Source organism: Nocardia asiatica NBRC 100129, assembly GCF_000308415.1.
Lineage (GTDB): Bacteria > Actinomycetota > Actinomycetes > Mycobacteriales > Mycobacteriaceae > Nocardia > Nocardia asiatica.
In genome coordinates, this window is sequence record NZ_BAFS01000072.1 from 1 (window position 1) to 17,711 (window position 17,711).

At 69.5% G+C, this 17,711-nt stretch carries 14 protein-coding genes; 9 read left to right on the forward strand and 5 right to left on the reverse strand.

Annotated elements, in window-relative coordinates; all coding sequences use genetic code 11:
- Together ON27_RS07465 and ON27_RS07470 are read left to right on the forward strand one after the other, a co-directional pair.
- The coding region (locus tag ON27_RS07465) for a hypothetical protein (RefSeq protein ID WP_043721487.1) at window positions 1-2,047 on the forward strand (2,047 nt) is incomplete at its 5' end.
- A 111-nt stretch (window positions 2,048-2,158) separates the two neighbouring features.
- Complete coding sequence (locus ON27_RS07470) at window positions 2,159-4,708, forward strand: ATP-binding protein (protein WP_043721489.1); 2,550 nt, start codon at window positions 2,159-2,161, stop codon at window positions 4,706-4,708.
- 39 nt (window positions 4,709-4,747) lie between these two features.
- Here the strand turns inward: ON27_RS07470 and ON27_RS07475 are convergent, their stop codons facing one another.
- The 4 genes from ON27_RS07475 to ON27_RS07495 all read right to left on the reverse strand — a co-directional run bounded on the left by ON27_RS07475 (window position 4,748) and on the right by ON27_RS07495 (window position 10,126).
- Window positions 4,748-5,293, reverse strand: a complete 546-nt coding sequence (locus ON27_RS07475) for a hypothetical protein (protein ID WP_043721492.1) — start codon at window positions 5,291-5,293, stop codon at window positions 4,748-4,750.
- A gap of 148 nt (window positions 5,294-5,441) precedes the next feature.
- A complete protein-coding gene (locus ON27_RS07480; protein ID WP_043721496.1) occupies window positions 5,442-5,819 on the reverse strand; it encodes a hypothetical protein in 378 nt (125 codons plus the stop codon).
- Window positions 5,820-6,744: 925 nt separating this feature from the next.
- Complete coding sequence (locus ON27_RS07490) at window positions 6,745-7,494, reverse strand: DUF6008 family protein (RefSeq protein WP_043721500.1); 750 nt, start codon at window positions 7,492-7,494, stop codon at window positions 6,745-6,747.
- Window positions 7,495-7,657: 163 nt separating this feature from the next.
- The gene (locus ON27_RS07495) at window positions 7,658-10,126 is read right to left on the reverse strand and encodes a phosphoketolase family protein (protein WP_083887423.1); all 2,469 of its coding nucleotides are present in this window, start codon (window positions 10,124-10,126) and stop codon (window positions 7,658-7,660) included.
- A gap of 221 nt (window positions 10,127-10,347) precedes the next feature.
- On the opposite strand from ON27_RS07495, the gene ON27_RS07500 reads away from it, so the two are divergent.
- From ON27_RS07500 to ON27_RS07530, 7 genes are all read left to right on the forward strand, one after another.
- A complete protein-coding gene (locus ON27_RS07500) occupies window positions 10,348-10,929 on the forward strand; it encodes an FKBP-type peptidyl-prolyl cis-trans isomerase (protein ID WP_043721503.1) in 582 nt (193 codons plus the stop codon).
- 257 nt (window positions 10,930-11,186) lie between these two features.
- Entirely contained in the window at window positions 11,187-12,563 is a 1,377-nt protein-coding gene (gene tig / locus ON27_RS07505) for a trigger factor (protein ID WP_043721543.1), read from the forward strand.
- 235 nt (window positions 12,564-12,798) lie between these two features.
- The gene (locus ON27_RS07510) at window positions 12,799-13,386 is read left to right on the forward strand and encodes an ATP-dependent Clp protease proteolytic subunit (RefSeq protein WP_043721506.1); all 588 of its coding nucleotides are present in this window, start codon (window positions 12,799-12,801) and stop codon (window positions 13,384-13,386) included.
- 70 nt (window positions 13,387-13,456) lie between these two features.
- A complete protein-coding gene (locus ON27_RS07515; RefSeq protein WP_043721507.1) occupies window positions 13,457-14,125 on the forward strand; it encodes an ATP-dependent Clp protease proteolytic subunit in 669 nt (222 codons plus the stop codon).
- 459 nt (window positions 14,126-14,584) lie between these two features.
- On the forward strand, window positions 14,585-15,865 hold the full coding sequence (gene clpX / locus ON27_RS07520) for an ATP-dependent Clp protease ATP-binding subunit ClpX (protein ID WP_043721547.1): 1,281 nt from the start codon (window positions 14,585-14,587) through the stop codon (window positions 15,863-15,865).
- Window positions 15,866-15,963: 98 nt separating this feature from the next.
- A complete protein-coding gene (locus ON27_RS07525; protein WP_245559844.1) occupies window positions 15,964-16,422 on the forward strand; it encodes an STAS domain-containing protein in 459 nt (152 codons plus the stop codon).
- 24 nt (window positions 16,423-16,446) lie between these two features.
- Window positions 16,447-16,713, forward strand: a complete 267-nt coding sequence (locus ON27_RS07530; protein ID WP_043721509.1) for a ribosomal protein L7/L12 — start codon at window positions 16,447-16,449, stop codon at window positions 16,711-16,713.
- A gap of 93 nt (window positions 16,714-16,806) precedes the next feature.
- On the opposite strand, the gene ON27_RS07535 is transcribed toward ON27_RS07530, so the two are convergent.
- On the reverse strand, window positions 16,807-17,688 hold the full coding sequence (locus tag ON27_RS07535) for a hypothetical protein (RefSeq protein WP_245559845.1): 882 nt from the start codon (window positions 17,686-17,688) through the stop codon (window positions 16,807-16,809).
- Window positions 17,689-17,711: the final 23 nt, after the last annotated feature.

A 17,711-nucleotide genomic window follows, 5' to 3' on the forward strand; every position in this document is an offset into this window, starting at 1 on the left:
CGAGTACATCCTGCCCGTCCCGCCGCTGTCGCCGCGGCAGTCGCTGCAACTGTTCCGGCAGCGCGCCGAACTCATCGGACGGGCGATACCGGACGAGCGCGAACAGGCCGACATCGCCGCGCGGATCTGTCAGCGAGTCGACCACAACCCGCTGTTCATCCGGCTGGCCGCGGCGCGCCTGCGGCATCAGCCACCGGTCATGGTGCTGCGCGAACTCAGCGGCGACGCGGACGACAAGCGCCTGCACTGGACCCACGGGGCGCGGGCGGGCGCCGAACAGCGCCACCGCGGCGTCTACGACGTGGTCGCCTGGTCCTTCGCCCTGTGCGGTCCCGCCGAGCAATTGCTGCTGGAGCGGCTGTCGGTCTTCGCCGCCGGATACGAGTCCGACGACGAATCGCTGCGCGGCGGCATCGAACTCGACGCCGCGATCGCGGTGTGCGCCGACGAGACCCTGCCCGCGCGCGAGATCGAACACCTGCTGGAGCGACTCACCGAACAGTCCCTGCTGTCGGCGCATCTCACCGCGACCACCGTCAGCTGGTACCTGGTGGAAAGCGTGCGCGTATTCGCCCGCGACCGGCTGCGCCGGCGGGACCGCGCGGAATTCGACCGCTCGGCCGCCCGGCACCGCCGGTACTTCCGGGACAAGGTGGTCGCCGGGCAGGCCATCTGGCTCGGCCCGCAGGATCAGGCCTGGCTGGCGTGGGCGCGGTCGGCCTGGAACGACATCCTGCTCGGCATCGAATCGGGGCTGGCCGACCCGGCGGAGGCCGTGGTCGCGCTGGAGACCGCCACCGTCCTGCTCTCGATGAAAGTGCCCTACGTCAAGTCCGGCGCGGGCGCGCTGACCCGCTTGACCGAGCGCGCCCTCGAGGTCACCCGGGCGGCCGGACTCGGTCCGGCCGAGCTCGCCGACCTGGCCACCGCGCTGCTCGGCTGGATCTCGTTGTGGCAGGGCCGCGCCGATCAGATCCCGCAGCTGCTCGCGGACTGCGCCGCCGTCCCCTCCGGTGCGGGGCCCCGGTACACCGACATCGATTTCGGGCTCCCCGCACCGGTGGAGTGGATGTGGGGACTCGAGCTCATGCTCGTGCGCGGCGACCCGCGCGCCGTCACCGTGCTCACCCGTGCCCGGTGCAAATTCGCCGAGCACGGCGATCGCATCGGCGCCGAGCGCAGCGAGGTGTTCGTGGCGTTCTGCTCCGCTCTGCTCGGCGACCGGCGGGAGGCGCTGGAGAACACCGCCCGGTTCCTGCAGCGGTCGGTGTCGTCCGGATCGACGCTGTCCAGAGCGTGGGCCGAGATCGCGCGCGCGGTGGCGCTGGCCAAGCACGGGTCCGCCGCCGAGGCACTGGCCCTGACCCAGGGCGTCCTCACCCGCCACCGCGGTGAGCAGGACACCTGGACGGCGAGCTGGGCGGTGGGCGCGCACATCGTCGCACTGTCCCAGGTCGTAGTCGCCGAGCGGGCCGAGGGCGGTGACCGCGCCGCGGCCACCGACGCCGCGACGGAGATCGCCTATCTGATGGGAAGTTTCAAGACCCGGCAGCGTTCGATGGGCATCGTCGTGGACCGGGTGCCGCTGGTCGCCGCCGAGATCCGCCGCGCCGTGGAAGTCTCCCGCGCGGTGCTCGGCGACCGGGGATACGCCTCCGCCGAGCGCAGGACGCGGCTGCGTCCCGAGCTGGACGCGCTGTGGGGTCCGCCCGGCGACCCGGCGTCGGCCCACCGGCGGCCGGACCGCCCGGTCGCTTCCCGGCCGGTGTCGCGGCGGCCCGGCTCGCGCTGGAGCGACCTGTCGGAAGCCGAACGCGATGTCGCGATCTTCGCGGCGGCGGGCTGGCCCAACAGCGCCATCGCAGGCCGCAGGCGCAGCTCCGTCCGCACCGTCGACGCCCAGGTCGCCGCCATCCGGCAGAAGCTCATGATCGCTTCCCGCGCCGACATCGCCGGCCACATCCCCGACGAGCTCGCCGATCGGGTCCGGTACGAATCCGAGCGGCGGCCCAGCCGTCGCCGTCGAGGGGTGACCAGGGATCGGTAGACGGCTGCCTCTTCATCGCCCGCGCGGGCGCGGGACTCGCGCATCCCTTCGGCCTGCCGCGCCCATTAGGCTGCCCGAGCGGTGGTTTTCCGGATCGGTAGGTGTGTCGGCATGTCGGAGGTGAACAGCGGCGGCGGCAACGGGCCCGTCGCGCCCGGTGAGTTCGTGGGCAGGCATGCCGAACTGCGGCAGATCGACGCCCTGCTGAATTCGTCCAGCGCGCGGCTGATCACCCTGGTCGGGCCCGGCGGCATCGGCAAGACGACGCTGGCCGTCGAAGCCGTGCGGCGATATCGCGGCACGGCGCGGCACGCGGTCTACTGGACTCGCCTGGCCCGGCTCGCGGCCGGCGTGGAGACCGGGGCGGTGGCCGAGGAGGTCCTGCTCTCGGTCGCGAAGAACGGCATCGCGGGCCGCTCGGCCTGGGACGGGTTGATGGCGACTTTCACCGAAGGCGTCACCGACGACGAGACCCACCGGACCATCCTGGTGCTGGACAACTGCGAGCACGTGCTGGGCGGGGTGGGTCCGCTCATCGTCGGGCTGGTGCAGGCAGTCCCCGGCCTGACCATAGTCGCGACCAGCCGCGAGCCGATCGGCTGGATCGATGAGCACTTGGTGACCGTGCCGCCGCTGTCCAGCATGCACGCCCTGGAACTGTTCCGTCGGCGCGCCGAGCGCACCGGCAGGCCGATCCCCGAGGACCCCGGCCAGCTGGCCATCGCCACCCGCATCTGCGGGCACGTCGACAACAATCCGCTGTTCATCCGTCTGGCCGCGGCGCGGCTGCTGCACCGTCCACCCGCGATCGTCCTGCGCGAACTGTCCGGTGACACCGATGACCGACGCCTGCAGTGGACGCACGGGGCCCGGGGCGGCGTCGGGGAGCGGCACCGCAGTGTGCGCGACGTGATCGCCTGGTCCTACGGCCTGTGCACCCCCTCCGAGCAACTGCTGCTGGATCGCTTGTCGGTCTTCGCCACCGGTTGCGACACCGACGACGACGAAAGCCCCTCCGGCGGAGCGGAACTCGACGCGATCGTGGCGGTGTGCGCGGACGCCGCGCTGCCCGCGCAGGAGATCGGCGGGCTGCTCGAGCGCCTGGTCGAACGCTCCCTGCTGTCGGCCCACCTCACCGCGGCCACGGTCCGCTACTACCTGCTGGAGAGCGTCCGGGTGTTCGTGCGCGACCGCCTTTCCACGCGCGAGGACCACTTGGACCAGGCGCGCCTGCTCGCCCGGCATCGGCGGCACTATCGTGACCGGGTCGCCGCGGGCCCCGCCATGTGGTACGGCCCGCACGAGCAGGAGTGGATCACCTGGGCGCGGGCGGCTTGGGACAACATCCTCATCGCCGTGGAAACCAGCCTCGCCGATCCCGAGGAGGCCGTGGTCGGCCTGGAGACGGCCGCGACGCTGATGGCGTTGCGCGTGCCGTTCATCACCGGCTCCAACCGCGCCATCACCAGCCTCACCGAGCAGGCCTTGGAAGTGACCGCTCAGGTCGATCCGCCGCCGACTCGGCTGCGGATCAACGCGACCGCGCTGGTGGGATGGATCGCCATCTGGCAGGGCAGGCACGCCTACACCGCGCAGCTACTGGACGAATGCGCCGCGGAGTGCCTGACCGACCCGGACCTGCGCCGCCGCTGGCGCGACACGACGGCGGTGGACGTGGGCCTGCCCGCCGCGGTCGAATTCACCTGGGGCCTGGAGCTGCTGCTGATCCACCTCGACCTGCGGGCGGTAGACGTGCTGGCACGAGCCCGGCGGAAATTCGCTGCCCTCGGTGACCGGGCCGGGGAACAGCGCAGTGAGCTGTTCGAGGCCCTCAGCTACGCGAACCTGGGTACCGCGGACGTGGCGCTGGGTGCCGCGCGCAGGCATCTGGATCGGGCCGTCGCCTCCGACGCGGGATGGGCGACCTCCTGGGCGGAACTGGCCTGGATGATCGCGGTGTCCCGGCACGGTGATCCGCGGGAGGCGGTGAGACTCGGGCAGTCCACACTGGAACGACTGCTGAGCACGGGGGACACCTGGACGGCGGGCTGGGTCGCGCATTTCAGCATGATGGCGCTGACCTACTCGCTGACCGCGCGGATCGAAGCGGGCGACATCCGCGGCGCCGAAGCGTCGGCCGCCGCCACCGAGATCGCCCATCTGCAAGGCGGAATCGCGACGCTGCACCGCTCGATGGGCATCGTCGCCGATCGCGTGACGCTGGTGGCGCGCGGCACCGCCCAGGCCGTCGCGGCGGTCACCTCGGTCATCGGCGCCGAAGCCCACGCGGCGGCCGTGCAGCGCGGCGCCCGGCTGCGTCCCGAACGCGACGAACTGCAGTTGCTGTTGCTGGGCAGATTGCCCGCCGACCAGTTGCCCAGCCCCCGCGCACAGGTCAGGTCGACGGCTTCGCGCTGGGCGGAGTTGACGCCCGCCGAACGCGAGGTCGCGGTACTGGCCGCGGCGGGCTGGGCCAACAGCGCCATCGCCGCGCGCAGGGGCAGCTCGATCCGGACGGTCGACGCCCAGGTCGCGTCCGTGCGCCGCAAGCTGATCGCCGCCACCAGGGCCGACATCAGCTGGCACGTACCGGACGACCTCGGCGAGCGGATCCGCCTGGAGTCCGAGCGACGGCCCGCGCGAACGCGGACACGCCCGTGACCGTTCGACGGTCACGGGCGTGCGGTCAGCGGAGATCGGTCAGGTCAGGGAGCCGTCGTAGCACAGGCCGGCCGACCGCCAGGACCGCTGCGGCCCGGTGCCCGGATCGAAGGCCCACTGGTCGATCGATCCCGCGGCCTTCCACCACAGTGCGCCGCGGCCGTCCGAGACCACCTGGTAGACGTCCTCGGAGCCCTCGATGAGCTGGTTTCCGACGCAGTAGTCGTTGTATTCCGTGCCGTACTGGCGTGCGCCGGGGCTGAACAGGCCGGCCGGGTGGGCGTACGCGCCCGGGTTGGGCACGGTGCTGGCCTGCCGCGCGGCGTGACCGCGATGCCAGTAAGGGGCACCGTGGCCGTCGGTGCCGCAGGCGAAAGTCCAGCCGCCCGCGACCACTGTGGTGCCCTGGCCGTAGGCGCCTCCGGCCCAGAGGCAGGCAGCGCCCTGAGCCTCGGCGGTGCCCGCGCCGAGGCTCAGGCCGCCCGCCGCCACCGCTGCCGCCGCCAGCAGGGTGAGCGTCCGTGCCGTGCCGCCGCGCTTGTCGTCACACGCGGTCGTCCGGCGAAGCCCGTTGAACTTGATCATGTGGTTTCCCCAATTTCGTACTGTCCCGGCCGGAGTGGATTTCCGGGATGGTGATACTTCAAGTAATGTGCCGCTGGTTAGCGGTACGTTTAGGGCAGAGTGATGCCACGGAAGGTTTCGGGTGCGAGGGAGTGTGCTGGGCCTGCGGTCACCGGCACCAGGCGGCCTGCGGGCGGCAGACGGTGTACCCGCTGCCGTCCGGGCGGGCCACGCGCGACCAGCTCGAGCCATTGCCGTTGCCGTTGGTGACGGTGTCGCTCGGCGCGGCCTGGCTCTGCCGCCTGCGGTAGTCGCGGACGGCCTGGTCGGCCTCGTTGGCGTCCAGTCGATCGCTGTTGCGGTGGTGCTGGCCCATGGGGTCGATGTGGTGCCAGCCGGTGTTGTCGCCCGTGCCGTGGCGCGGGTTCGAGGGGCCGGGGTGCGATTCGGCGCCCGCGATCCCCGCGGCGCCCGCGGTGAGTACGCCGACGATCGCGGCGCAGGTGAGCAGTCGCCGAGCGGCGTGCGGGGTGGTCTTGGCGGTCATCGTAAGTCTCCGTTCGGATTTCGCGCCGTGCGCGGCGGCACGGGTGGCGAGGCGGCGGTGCGGCGAACGTCGATGGTCGGAGTTGCCGCGCGAGGTGGGGGCGAGGGAGGGATCGGGGCGGCATCCGTCGCGGGGGCGTCGTCCGCGGGCCGGTGTCGTTCGGCTCGGTCCCGGTCGTCGGGATGGGAGGAGCCCGGCCTGTCGTGTCCGTGGCGGCCCGGGTCTGCGGGGCTCGGCGCCGCGACGCTCGCGTCGGGCCCGGCCAGCGCTTCGGCCGGCGCCGGGGTGTCCGGCGTGGCCGCTATCGCGCTCACGATCAGCGGGCGGACGAGCCAGGTCTGTGTCCGTCGCTGGTGCGGCGTGATGCCGGTCATCGTTCGCGTCCGTTCATCTCGCCACCTCGGGATCGGGGATCGGTCCGGTGTGGTCCGATCGGCGATTCCCATCTATCGTGCCGTTGGATAACGTCACATTAATCGACGGGTCGATATCTTGTCGAGCCCTTTCTCAGGGCTGGGAAGCTTGCGCTGTCTTCGTGCGCGGTTCGACGTCGCGACCAGCGGAGACTCCCGGGGTTCACCGGCCGCGGCGCGCGAGACTGCTACGGTGGCGACTTCCCGAGCGCGCGGATGCCGTTGTCGGCGAGGGGGAACGAGCGCAATGGTGGCGGTGCTACCGATCGTGCCGCGGTAGCGGATAGCGGCCACGACTAGTCGGCGTGTGAGAGCGAGGCGGGCGGCTCGGAGAATCCGTCCCTCAGCGGTGGCGCGATTGTCCCGTGGTAACGGGCCGGTACGCGAAAGGGGCGCCCGCCGGGATGGCGGACGCCCTCTGTTTTCCGATTGTCGCTACGGACCCGGCCGTAGCTGTCGTTGTCGTAAGTCCCGCAAGCTTTCTCGGTGCCGGCGTGCGAGACCTGTCTCGATCAGGCTTCGGTGACCGCCGCGTAGGCCGGAGCCACCGGCTCCTTGGCGGCCGCGGGCGCACGACTCGGCTTCGCGGCCGCGGGGTCGCGGAACGGGGCCTCGATCGTCGCGCGCTCGCGCCACAGGTGGTACAGCGCGAGGGCGAAGATGGTCGTGCCGATCACGTTGGCCAGGAAGTGCCACCAGATCCGGTAGGTCGCCGCGCCGGGGCCGGGATCGAGCAGCCCGAAGATGGTCGACAGCCCGATCGCCTTGGCGCCGAACGCGACCGTCAGCGTGAGCGCGAGATGCTCGAGTCCGTGGATGCCCTGCATCAGCACGCCCATCCGGCCCCATTTGCGCGCCTTGCTCTCCAGGGCGTGGTGGGTGACCAGCGCGACGCCGACCAGTCCGGCGAGGAAGTGGAAGTTGCCCACCAGGTGCAGGATCTCCATCCCGAGCGCCGGCTTCATATGGTCGACCTGAGCGAATCCGTTGGCCAAGCCGGTGCCCCAGGGGGTCATCCAGGCCGGTGAGTTCGGGTGCTGGATCCAGTACCCGACCTGTGCCACGTGCTCCTGGAAGTGGCCGATCTGGGCGATCACACCCAGTGCGATGACACCGAGCGCGGTGCGGAACATCCACGGCCGCAACGGTCTGCGCAAGGCGACGACCAATACGGCGACCGCTGCCCACATGACGACCATCCAGGCCACCATCAGTATCGCGCCTAGGATTTCCAATCCGGTTGCTTCGGCTGCATGGTTCATGGGGAACCGCCCTTCTGCGCGCCCTCCGGCAACGGCGACGGATGGGGGATTGCTACGGAAACGCGTTCGACGCGTTGTCCGCAAGATACAAGGCGACGGGTGAATTTGTCCGAAGGTTCCGAATTTCCTGGGCTATTCACGATCCAGTGCGCGTCGTACCTGCTCAGTCTCGCTGATACGGCCAGTTCCAGTCCGCGACCTCCGGGATGTCGGCGCCGTGTTCCCTGGTCCACGCGCGTGCCGTCCATCGCGCGTCCACCATCTCCTGCCGCAGCCCCGCGGCGCGCTCACGCAGGCTCGGCACGCGATCGATCACGTCCATCACCAAGTGGTAGCGGTCCAGGTCGTTGAGCATCACCATGTCGAACGGAGTCGTCGTGGTGCCGCGCTCCTTGTAACCGCGCACGTGGAGTTCGCCGTGGTTGGTGCGCCGATAGGTCAGCCGGTGGATCAGCCAGGGATAGCCGTGGAAGGCGAAGATGATCGGCCGGTCCCGGGTGAACAGCGTGTCGAACTCGCGGTCGGGCAGCCCGTGCGGATGCTCGTCCTGCGGCTGCAACCGCATCAGGTCGACCACGTTGACCACCCGCACGCGCAGGTCGGGCAGTCGTTCGCGCAGGATCGCGGCCGCGGCCAGGGTCTCCAGCGTCGGCACGTCGCCCGCGCAGGCGAGCACCACGTCCGGCGTGCTGCCCGCCTCGTCCCGGTGGCAGGCCCACGGCCAGATGCCGATCCCGCGGGCGCAGTGCTCGGCGGCCTCGGTCACCGACAGCCAGTCGGCCTGCGGCTGCTTGCCCGCGACCACCACGTTCACGTAGTGCCGCGAGCGCAGGCAGTGGTCGTAGGTGGACAGCAGGGTGTTGGCGTCCGGCGGCAGGTACACCCGCACGATGGAGGGCTTCTTGTTCAGCACCACGTCCAGGAATCCGGGGTCCTGGTGGGTGAAGCCGTTGTGGTCCTGGCGCCAGACGTGCGAGGACAGCAGATAGTTCAGGCTGGGGATCGGGCGCCGCCACGGCACCGCCGCACTGGCGTCGAGCCATTTGGCGTGCTGGTTGAACATGGCGTCGACGATGTGGATGAACGCCTCGTAACAGGTGAACACGCCGTGCCTGCCGGTCAGCACATAACCCTCCAGCAGACCCTGGCACATGTGTTCGGACAGCACCTCGATCACCCGCCCGGCGGGGTCGAGCTTCTCGTCGCGGGCGTCGATCTCGGCCTGCCAGGCCCGGCCGGTGACGTCGAGGATGTCCTGGAGCCGGTTGCTGGCCAGTTCGTCGGGCGCGAAGGTGAGGAAGTTGTCCGGGTTGCTCCTGGTTACCTCGCGCAGCCAGGCGCCGAGCACCCTGGTCGCCTCGTGCCGGGTCGCGCCGGGCGTGGGCACCTCGACGCCGAAATCGCGCCAGTCCGGCAAGCGCAGGTCGCGCAGCAACGTGCCGCCGTTGGCGACCGGATTGGCGCTCATCCGCCGATCGCCCCCGGGCACCTGGTCGGTCAGCTCCGACACCGGTCGGCCGTCCTCGTCGAACAGTTCCTCGGGGCGGTAGGACCGCAGCCACTGCTCCAGCACGGCGCGGTGCTCCGCGTCGGTGCGAGCGCCGGGCAACGGGACCTGGTGCGCGCGGAAGGTGCCCTCGACCTGGTCGCCGTCCACCGTCGGCGGACAGGTCCAGCCCTTGGGCGTGCGCAGCACGATCATCGGCCAGCTCGTCCGCGCGCCGTCGGCGCCGCCGCGTGCGGCGCGCTGGATCCGGTCGATGCGTTCCATGCTCGTGTCCACCGCCGCGGCCATCGCCTGGTGGACCGCCGCGGGGTCCTCGCCCGCCACGACGATCGGCTCGTAACCGTATCCGCGCAGCAGGGCGAGCAGTTCCGCTTCCGGGATGCGGGCCAGGATGGTCGGGTTGGCGATCTTGTACTCGTTCAGCGCCAGGATCGGCAGCACCGCGCCGTCGCGGGCCGGGTTGAGGAACTTGTTCGCATGCCAGCTCGCGGCCAGCGGCCCGGTCTCCGCCTCGCCGTCACCGATCACGCAGAACACGGTGAGGCCGGGGTTGTCCAAGGCCGCGCCGAACGCGTGCAGCAGCGAGTAACCGAGTTCGCCGCCCTCGTGGAACGACCCCGGCGTCTCCGGCGCGCAGTGACTCGGCACCCCGCCTGGGAAGGAGAACTGGTGGAACAGCGCGCCCATGCCGGCGGCGTCGCGCGGGATGTGGCTGTAGCACTCGGAGTAGGTGCCCTCCAGCCACGCGCACGCGTTCGGGCCGGGACCGCCGTGCCCGGGGCCCGCGACGAAGACGGCGTTCAGGCCGTGTCGCCGGATCGCGCGATTGGCGTGCGCCCAGACCAGGTTCAGGCCGGGCACGGTGCCGAAGTGCCCGAGCAGCCGCGGCTTGATGTGCTCGGGCCGCAGCGGTTCCCGCAGCAGCGGGTTGGTCATCAGGTAGATCTGGCCGACCGCGAGATAGTTGGCCGCGCGCCACCACGCGTCGATCGCGGTCAACTCGTCGCGTTCCAGCGGGCCAGGGGCGTCCGCCAGCCGGTAGGGACGGGGGGCGACGGTTCGACCGCCGGCACTGCCGACGTTGTCCGCCGAAGTATCGCCACCTGCACTTGCCATATGGGTCATGCGCCGACTCTCCTCACACTCGGGGCATCGGGGACAGCGGCGCCTCGAGAAACCACTGTCCCGGGGGTCGTGCACGGTCACCGATCGGAATCGGCAACGCCGGATGGAGAATTCACCGCCAGCCTAGCGAGCTTCGCCGGGTCGGCGCGTCGCACGCGCGCGGCGGGAGGCTCTCCCGCCCGGCCGAGCGGACCGTGTGCACGTGGTCTAGGGTCCGCGGCATGCACATACTCGGAAGGATCATCGGGATCGGCGCCCTCGCCGCGACGACCATCGCGCTGGCCGCTTGCGGTTCGGACGACGAACCGTCCACCGCGACCGTCTCCCCGGCGAACACCACCGCGGCGGCCGGGCCTTCCGTCGCCCAGCGGCCGGCCACCCCGAGCAAGGGCCGGGAGTGCACCGCCGAGGACATCCGCGTCACCGGCGACTTCGGCGCCGCGCCGACCGTCACGATCCCCGACGACTGCGACCCGCCCCGGCAGCTGATCGTCGAGGACCTGATCGAGGGCAGCGGGCCCGGCGCCGCGCCCGGCCAGGCGCTGACCATGAACTACGCCCTGGTGACCTGGTCGGACAAGAAGACCCTGGACAGCTCGTTCAATCGCGGCAAGCCGTTCCAGCTCACCCTGGGCGGGAACCAGGTCATCGACGGCTGGGACCAAGGGCTCGTCGGCGTGCGGGAGGGCTCGCGCCGCCTGCTGATCGTGCCGCCCGAGCTGGGCTACGGCGCGGGCGGGCGGGGTATCGCGCCGTACGAGACGCTGGTCTTCGTCACCGACGCCGTCTCGGTGGGCGAGTAGCCCCGGCCCGCGCGGCCCGCCGAGCCACCGCCGGGTGCGGGCCCGCTCGACCGGTCAACTAACCTGGTCGGGATGCGTGGCGTACGCCGCACCCTCGTCGTCTCGGCCGAGGCCGGGACTCCGGTCCGGATCGTCGCCGGTGGGGAGCGCGGCAGCCAGCGTAGGGCTGCCTAGTCCGCCATTCCGAATCCGGAGTGCGGGGTGGGCGCCGCAAACCGAACGTCAACCAGTACGAACAACGAACAAGGAGCATGTCCGTGAAGAGCACCGTCGAGCAGCTGAGCCCGACCCGGGTCCGGATCAATGTCGAGGTGCCCTTCGATGAGCTGAAGCCGGATTTCGACCGTGCGTACAAGGCGCTGGCCAAGCAGGTCCGCATCCCCGGCTTCCGTCCCGGTAAGGCGCCCGCGAAGCTGCTCGAGGCCCGTCTCGGCCGCGGCGCGATCCTGGAGCAGGTCGTCAACGACGCGCTGCCCGGCCGCTACAGCGAGGCCGTCACCACCTCCGAGGTGAAGGTCATCGGGCAGCCGGAGATCGAGATCACCAAGATCGAGGACGGCCAGGAGCTCGCCTTCACCGCCGAGGTCGACGTGCGGCCGGAGATCGCCCTGCCGGACTACGAGAGCATCGCGGTCACCGTCGACGCGTTCACCGTCGGCGACGAGGACATCGAGGAGCAGTTGCAGTCGCTGCGCCAGCGCTTCGGCACCCTGACCGGTGTCGAGCGTCCGGTGCGTGACGGCGACTTCGTCTCCATCGACCTCTCCGCGACCGTGGACGGCCAGGAGGTGCCCGAGGCGGCCACCACCGGCCTGTCCCACGAGGTCGGCTCCGGTCAGCTCATCGAGGGCCTGGACGAGGCGCTGGTCGGATTGTCGGCGGGCGAGTCGAAGGAGTTCACCTCGACGCTGGTCGCGGGCGAGCACGCGGGCAAGGAGGCGGTCATCACCGTCACCGTGCAGACCGTCAAGGAGCGTGAGCTGCCCGAGGCCGACGACGAGTTCGCCCAGCTGGCCAGCGAATTCGACACCTTGGAGGAGCTGAAGACCGACCTGCGCGGCCGCGTCGAGCGGGTCAAGAAGGTGCAGCAGGCGGGCGAGATCCGCGACAAGGTGCTGGAGACCCTGCTCGAGCAGGTCGAGGTGCCGCTGCCCGAGGCAGTGGTCAAGGCCGAGATCGACGCGGTGACCCACGACGCGGTGCACGGCTTCGACCACGACGAGGCCAAGTTCGCCGAGGCGCTCGAGGCGCAGGGCAGCACCCGCGAGGAGTTCGACGCCGAGACCAAGGAGTCCGCCGAGAAGTCGGTGAAGACCCAGCTGCTGCTGGACGCGATCGCCGAGGCGGAGGGCACCCAGGTCGGTCAGGAGGAACTCACCGAGCGGATCCTGTTCCAGGCGCAGCGCTACGGCATGTCGCCGGAGCAGTTCATCCAGCAGGTGCAGCAGGCCGGCCAGCTCGGCGCGGTGTTCGCGGACGTGCGCCGCGGCAAGGCGCTGGCGGGCGTGGTCGGCAAGGTGACCGTCACCGACTCCGCGGGCAACCCGGTGGACACCGCCGAAATGTTCGGCGAGCCCGCCGATTCGGCGGACGAGGGCGACGCCGTCGAGACCGCCGCGGCGGACGCCGAGTAATTGGATGAAATGTCGCGTGATCGACGCCCGTGAGGTGCGCTGATTGCGCTGTGAGCGAAGAAAGGGCGGTACCGGGAGTTCGGTGCCGCCCTGCTTCGTTAATGTTTGTGACGGCAAGTTGGATACGCCCAGTCCGACCGGGTGCGGCAGATCCAACCAGTGATGGCTATGTGGCAATCCGCAACGAGCCGGCGAGAGAAGGCAGGTATCCGTGACAATCAACCAGGCAGGGGTCATGACAACCGCGACTGCTGGTCTCAACCTCAGTGATTCGGTGTACGAGCGCCTGCTGCGTGAGCGCATCATCTTCCTCGGCACGCAGGTCGACGACGACATCGCGAACAAGCTGTGCGCGCAGATCCTGCTGCTGTCGGCGGAGGATCCCACCAGGGACATCTCGCTCTACATCAACTCGCCGGGCGGCTCGGTGACCGCGGGTATGGCCATCTACGACACGATGCAGTTCGCCGAGTGCGACATCGCCACCTACGGCATGGGCCTGGCCGCGTCGATGGGACAGTTCCTGCTCACCGCGGGCACCAAGGGCAAGCGCTACGCGCTGCCGCACGCGCGCATCATGATGCACCAGCCCTCCGCGGGCATCGGCGGCTCCGCGGCCGACATCGCGATCATGGCCGAGCAGTTCGCGCACACCAAGCGGGAGCTGAACGAGCTGCAGGCGCTGCACACCGGCAAGTCGGTCGAGCAGGTCACCGCCGACGCCGACCGCGACCGCTGGTTCACCGCGTCCGAAGCCCTGGAGTACGGCTTCATCGACCACGTGATCAGCCACGCGAATCAGGCCAACGGCGCCAAGAAGTAACGCACCGGATCACCCACAGGCCCCCGGACGCCTCGAACGTCCGGCCGCCGCACCGACTTTGGAGACTCAGATGGCCAATTCGATCGACCCGCGCGCCGGTCTGTCCGGCATCGCACCGCAGAGCCCGCAGGCTCGCTACATCCTGCCGTCGTTCATCGAGCACTCGAGCTTCGGCGTCAAGGAGTCCAACCCGTACAACAAGCTGTTCGAGGAGCGCATCATCTTCCTCGGCGTGCAGGTGGACGACGCCTCGGCGAACGACATCATGGCGCAGCTGCTGGTGCTGGAGTCGCTGGACCCCGACCGCGACATCACCATGTACATCAACTCGCCGGGTGGCTCGTTCACCTCGCTGATGGCCATCTACGACACCATGCAGTACGTGCGCGCCGACGTCGCCACGGTCTGCCTGGGCCAGGCCGCCTCGGCCGCGGCCGTGCTGCTCGCCGCGGGCACCCCGGGCAAGCGGGCCTGCCTGCCCAACGCCCGCGTGCTGATCCACCAGCCGTCGCTGGAGGGCGGTATCCAGGGTCAGGTGTCGGACCTGGAGATCCAGGCCGCCGAGATCGAGCGCATGCGCCGCCTGATGGAGACCACGCTCGCGCGGCACACCGGCAAGGATGCCGATACCATCCGCAAGGACACCGACCGCGACAAGATCCTGACGGCCGAGGAGGCCAAGGAGTACGGGATCATCGACACGGTGTTCGACTACCGCAAGCTCAGCGCGCAGAAATAAGTCGCCGATAGTCGTTCCGGCGGGCCGGCACGACAGGGCGAATTGCCGATCCCGGCGGTGATTCGCTTGTAAATTGTTTCATAACAGGGAATTCCGGCCGGGGAGTATGCCACCCGGTATGCTGCCCGGCCGGACCGCTCACGCGCCGCCGAGGTTCGAGAATGTGTTCGAACCCGGGCCACGGCGCGCCGGGCGGTCGGGAGGACTCGGTCGCCGGTCCGGCGGGCGGATCGCCTTTCGGCGTCGTGACGACTCGCACAACCCGCGCGAGAAACATGCGCGAGTTGTCGACCTCCATCCCGAACACCGGGTACGGTCGACCTAGGGACCTTTGCTCCCGGTTGACAGCACTGCCCGCCGGTTCAGGATCAGCCGATGCGTTTGCGGCTGCGAAAGTGGTGGACAGCTGGCAACCTGGACGGACGGTTGCACGCGGACAAGGAAGTAGGGACCCACGAGATGGCGCGCATCGGAGATGGCGGCGATCTGCTGAAGTGCTCGTTCTGCGGAAAGAGCCAGAAGCAGGTCAAGAAGCTCATTGCGGGACCAGGGGTGTACATCTGCGACGAGTGCATCGATCTCTGCAACGAGATCATCGAGGAGGAACTCGCCGAATCGAGCGAGGTCAAGCTCGATGAGCTGCCCAAGCCCGCCGAGATCCGGGACTTCCTGGAGAACTACGTCATCGGGCAGGACACCGCCAAGCGCACTCTCGCGGTGGCCGTCTACAACCATTACAAGCGCATTCAGGCCGGTGACAAGGGTCGCGACAGCCGCGGCGAGACCGTCGAGCTGGCCAAGTCCAACATCCTGATGCTGGGTCCCACCGGCTGCGGCAAGACCTATCTGGCCCAGACGTTGGCGAAGATGCTGAACGTGCCGTTCGCCATCGCCGACGCCACCGCGCTCACCGAGGCCGGATACGTCGGCGAGGACGTCGAGAACATCCTCCTGAAACTGATCCAGGCCGCCGACTACGACGTCAAGCGCGCCGAAACCGGCATCATCTACATCGACGAGGTCGACAAGATCGCCCGCAAGAGCGAGAACCCGTCGATCACCCGCGACGTCTCCGGTGAGGGCGTGCAGCAGGCGCTGCTGAAGATCCTGGAGGGCACGCAGGCGAGCGTGCCGCCGCAGGGTGGGCGCAAGCACCCGCATCAGGAGTTCATCCAGATCGACACCACCAATGTGCTGTTCATCGTGGCGGGCGCCTTCGCGGGGCTGGAGAAGATCATCTCCGACCGTACCGGCCATCGCGGCATCGGATTCGGCGCCGAGGTGCGGTCCAAGGCCGAGATCGACACCACCGACCACTTCGCGGACGTCATGCCGGAGGATCTGATCAAGTTCGGCCTGATCCCCGAGTTCATCGGCCGTCTGCCTGTGGTCGCCTCGGTGACCAACCTGGACAAGGAATCGCTGGTCAAGATCCTGTCCGAGCCGAAGAACGCGCTGGTCAAGCAGTACGTCCGGTTGTTCGAGATGGACGGGGTCGATCTCGAGTTCACCGACGACGCGCTGGAGGCCGTCGCCGACCAGGCGATCCTGCGCGGCACCGGCGCGCGCGGCCTGCGGGCGATCATGGAGGAAGTGCTGCAGCCCGCCATGTACGACATCCCCAGCCGCGACGACGTCGCCAAGGTGGTCGTCAACGCGGACACCGTCAACGACAACGTCCTGCCCACCATCGTGCCGCGCAAGCCGCAGCGGCCGGAACGCCGGGAGAAGTCGGCGTAGTTCGGGTGTGGCGGCGTCCTCCCGGGGGTAGTTCTCGGTGAGGGTTGAGCAAACAGCCTAGTTCCGGCGGGTGTTTCTTCCGGAGCGCATTCGCACCCGTGAGCACCTCGCACGAGACTGCCGCGGGCGACTGGACCGAGGTCCTCATGTCGGCAGGCTTGGCCAATCCCACCTACGTTCTCCCCGCTGTTCGCAATGCCGATCACCCGGCCGAGCGGCTCAAGATCTCCGTGACCGCCCCGAGTGAACTCATCACCTTGTGCGCGGTCGCGGGCGAGGTCGACCATTACACCGTCGAGGTGTTCCGCCGCAGGTTGATCGGTTCGCTGGGCGCGGCGGCGCCCGTGGTGGTGATCGATCTGTCGAAAGTCACGTTCTTCGGTGTCGCCGGGCTGCACGTCCTGATCGACGCGCGCTCCGTGCTGGCACAGGATGGTCGCAGGCTGCGTCTGGTCACCGGTACGCGGTGTGTCGACCGGCTGCTGCAGCTGGCCGGTGATCTCGCGCGCTTCGAGGTCATGCCCGGTCTCGCCGACGCCGTGCTCGACGCGGTCTGAACGCCGGGTGGTTACGATCGGTGCATGTTCGCCAACCGGCGCTTGGAGCGCAAGGTCGACGCGTTGCACGCCAAGCTCGATCTGATCATGGCCCATCTGGGCATCGAGGCGCCGGCGCCGGGAGTGCCGGTGCGTGCCGTGCCGTCGGTTCCACACGGCGACGGCATAGCGGAAATCGACGCGCTCTTGATGCAGGGCAGGAAGATTCACGCGATCAAGCGGTATCGCGAGCTCACCGGGTGCGGTTTGAAAGAGGCCAAAGAAGCGGTCGAACGGCGCTACCCGTACTGACTGCGGGAAGCGGCGGAGTGGATGTCGGTCGCCGATACGGCCGCGCAGGCGGCGTTGATCGGTGACGACTGTCGTTGCGCCGCTGCGTTATACCTAGCTGTGCGCGCCGTGCGCCAAAGGGGTTTGGAAATGCACGGGGAGGGCAGTGTCCGCACCGGACCGTGTGTCCTCCACGGACGGTTCCGGCAAGGGGTCGTGCCCGCCTGGCTCGGGCAGGTTCCGTACCTGCTCGGTGGCGTAGCTGATCGCGCGCCCGTACCGCGCGCTCGCAGCGTCGTGGATGAGCAGGGCGACGCCGATCATCACCGGAGCGACTGCGTGCACGGCGGCGTCGAACCACCGCCCCGCACTCACGTAGGGATAGGTGTTCAGTGCCACGGTGAGCGCGAGCAAGGAGATCTCGGCCGCGGCCACTTGGCTGCGGTTGTCCAGCACGCCCCACTCGGTGACCTTGTTCGTGCCGATCATGATGATGATCAGCGAAACGCTGATCATCGCCTCGAGCAGGTAGCTGAACCAGTACAGCGGGTCGGTCGGCCCGCCCGGCGCGATGTTCTGCTGGACGTTGACCGCCGACCACAGCATTCCGGCCGCGACCACGCCCGCCAGCGCGCCGAGTGACCACGAACGGTGCCGGTACAGTGACGCCAGCCTGGCGTGCGGGCTGGACGCGCGACGCTGCGCAGCGATGGCCTTGCGCGCCAGCAGCAGATCCCTGATCTCGGCTTTCTCGATGGCCTCTGAGGTGTTGCGCGCCCGGTCGGAGGCGGCGGCGGCCGCCTCGGCCTGCTTCCAGCGCTGGTCGCGATCCTGCGTCCGGATACGCTCGGCCAGTTCGCGTTCGGCGAACAGTTCGTCCTCCGACAGGGCGCCGGTCAGCGCCGGGTCGAACTGGTAGGCGAGGCGGCCGCGGGCCTTCTCGACTCGTCTGGCCAGCCGTACGACGTCGTCGTCCGTGGTCTGTTCGTCGAGCATGCGGCTCCAAAGGGTCGGGCGGA

Coding starts and splice junctions, on each gene's coding strand:
- clpX (WP_043721547.1), top strand. CDS start 14,585: ATGGCGCGCATCGGAGATGGCGGCGATCTGCTGAAGTGCTCGTTCTGC.
- ON27_RS07490 (WP_043721500.1), bottom strand. CDS start 7,494: ATGAACCATGCAGCCGAAGCAACCGGATTGGAAATCCTAGGCGCGATA.
- ON27_RS07475 (WP_043721492.1), bottom strand. CDS start 5,293: ATGATCAAGTTCAACGGGCTTCGCCGGACGACCGCGTGTGACGACAAG.
- ON27_RS07535 (WP_245559845.1), bottom strand. CDS start 17,688: ATGCTCGACGAACAGACCACGGACGACGACGTCGTACGGCTGGCCAGA.
- ON27_RS07480 (WP_043721496.1), bottom strand. CDS start 5,819: ATGACCGCCAAGACCACCCCGCACGCCGCTCGGCGACTGCTCACCTGC.
- ON27_RS07500 (WP_043721503.1), top strand. CDS start 10,348: ATGCACATACTCGGAAGGATCATCGGGATCGGCGCCCTCGCCGCGACG.
- ON27_RS07510 (WP_043721506.1), top strand. CDS start 12,799: ATGACAACCGCGACTGCTGGTCTCAACCTCAGTGATTCGGTGTACGAG.
- ON27_RS07515 (WP_043721507.1), top strand. CDS start 13,457: ATGGCCAATTCGATCGACCCGCGCGCCGGTCTGTCCGGCATCGCACCG.
- ON27_RS07530 (WP_043721509.1), top strand. CDS start 16,447: ATGTTCGCCAACCGGCGCTTGGAGCGCAAGGTCGACGCGTTGCACGCC.
- ON27_RS07495 (WP_083887423.1), bottom strand. CDS start 10,126: ATGACCCATATGGCAAGTGCAGGTGGCGATACTTCGGCGGACAACGTC.
- ON27_RS07470 (WP_043721489.1), top strand. CDS start 2,159: ATGTCGGAGGTGAACAGCGGCGGCGGCAACGGGCCCGTCGCGCCCGGT.